Annotated in this window: 1 protein-coding gene; it reads right to left on the bottom strand. The window is 55.0% G+C overall.

Translation table 11 applies throughout. The features are described from left to right. Window positions 1–239: 239 nt before the first annotated feature. Window positions 240–1,514, bottom strand: a complete 1,275-nt coding sequence (locus tag HJO_RS17395) for a serine hydrolase domain-containing protein (protein WP_035619617.1) — start codon at window positions 1,512–1,514, stop codon at window positions 240–242. Between the last annotated feature and the right edge of the window lie 289 nt (window positions 1,515–1,803).

Below are 1,803 nucleotides of genomic sequence, written 5' to 3'. Positions count from 1 at the left end.
GACGCAATAATGCAGGATGCCGTCGACATCATAGATCGGGTCTTCGTGCGTGGTGGACTGTGCCCCAATACGAACGTCGCCCGTGGCCAAACGGCGGACATTGGACACGCAGCGCACAATGATCATTATTGGCCCATTGTTGTCGTTCGAGGAACACGACGTCAGTGTCCCGATCCGCCCAAAGAAAGCCGCTCGGGATGGCTGCTTTTGGTCAGGAGGAGACATACGGGTCCAGCGAGCTATTCCGGCTCCGAAATCGACGCAGGCAATACGGTTGTCCTGAAGGCATTGCTGGCTTTCCAGAACTCGCCAGCAGGGTCCCAAGCCTGGAACACAGCCACGACATCATACTCCGGGAACACCATGATCCGCTGTCCCCCAAGTCCATATCCGGCGAACCCGAGTGAGCGCCCCTCTCCGTCCTCAGGCACCCACCATTGATAGCCGTAGCCAAAGGGCGAGGAATTATCTCCTGTTGAGGTAGACGGAACGTTCGAGGCCACGGAACGACGCACCCAATCTTCCGAAATGACGCGCTCGCCGTCCCATAGTCCATCTCGCAAGAACAGGTACCCAATCCGCGCCATATCATGGGCCGAAAGGTAAAGCCCGCCTTCGGTATCCGCCTCGCCATCTGGCGTGATTTTCCAATAGAACTCATCGATACCGATTGGGCTGAACAGCTTTTCTTGCGCCCAGGCGTCAACACGCTGGCCGGTCGCTTCGTGCAGGATTTTGCCCAGGAGGACGCTCGCGCCGTCATTATATTTGAAGACTGCGCCAGGCTCCTCGTACATCGGTTGGTCAAGGATGAATTGAATCCACGTCTGGGAGTTTTCAAGTGCGTACGTACTGTCGGTTTCAGATCCGAAACCCCCTTCATCATCCCATGCAATGCCGGTTCGCATTGTCAGAAGGTCATCAATCGTTATTCGCTCTTTGCGTGGGTCGGATTCATCAACTTCGTAAGCGTCAAAAAAGGGGAGTATTGGCGCGTTGGTTCCTTCGATATATCCTTCATCAATCGCGATGCCCAAAACCGCGGAATTGATGCTCTTCGTAACCGACTGAACTGTATGTAAATCCGTTCCCTGATAATAAGGATGCAAATCAGCATCGTCGTAATTATAAATTGGATTGCTGAAGTTCGGCGTTAATCGGTCGTCTTGATCGAGGCTCGCGGCCAATGCTGCGTAGTCCCGCTCGATCTGCTGTTCCGCGACGATGCGACCGTGTCGAATGAGTAGAAAATGATCAACGCGACCGTATTTCTCGGCGACCAGATCTTCCATGAAACGATTGACGGGGTCCGGATCGAAGCCTTCCGCCTCAAGGGTCGAATACTCCCAGTCTTCTTGCGGCCATGAAATATCTGAAATGTCTTCAGAAGCGCTGGCAGACTCCGTCTCGTCGCTTTGAGGGGCGCTGCAACCCACCGTCATGGCTGCCATGGCAACAGCGGCCAAACTGAAACGCATTATTGTAGAAGCGCTCTTCGAAAGGCGTGCTGTCATTGTAATCCCCGTTTTTGTACAACTCTTTAAAGGCGGTTCCGGTCCCGCGGTCATCCATAATCCACGTAAGGCAGATCTCAAAGGTCTGCGCTTGGGCAGCATGTGCCGTTGGTCGCGCTTGCCCATCCTGACAGGTTCGGCATCGAAAGCGGAGAGTTCCGTCCTGAACACTGAAAAGCCCGCACGTGCAGGTGCGGGCTTTCGTTGTTCAGTTCCGGTCCTCGCCTTTCCTTTTCAGGGACCGCGAGGGCCCGCCTAGACGGTCAGCCAGGCCGGGCGGACATAGGGT

The sequence above is a fragment of the Hyphomonas johnsonii MHS-2 genome, assembly GCF_000685275.1.
Taxonomy (GTDB): Bacteria; Pseudomonadota; Alphaproteobacteria; order Caulobacterales; family Hyphomonadaceae; genus Hyphomonas; species Hyphomonas johnsonii.
Note: the sequence above shows the minus strand (reverse complement) of the source record. Positions and strands in the feature narration are given on the sequence as shown.

Coding starts and splice junctions, on each gene's coding strand:
- HJO_RS17395 (WP_035619617.1), bottom strand. CDS start 1,514: ATGACAGCACGCCTTTCGAAGAGCGCTTCTACAATAATGCGTTTCAGT.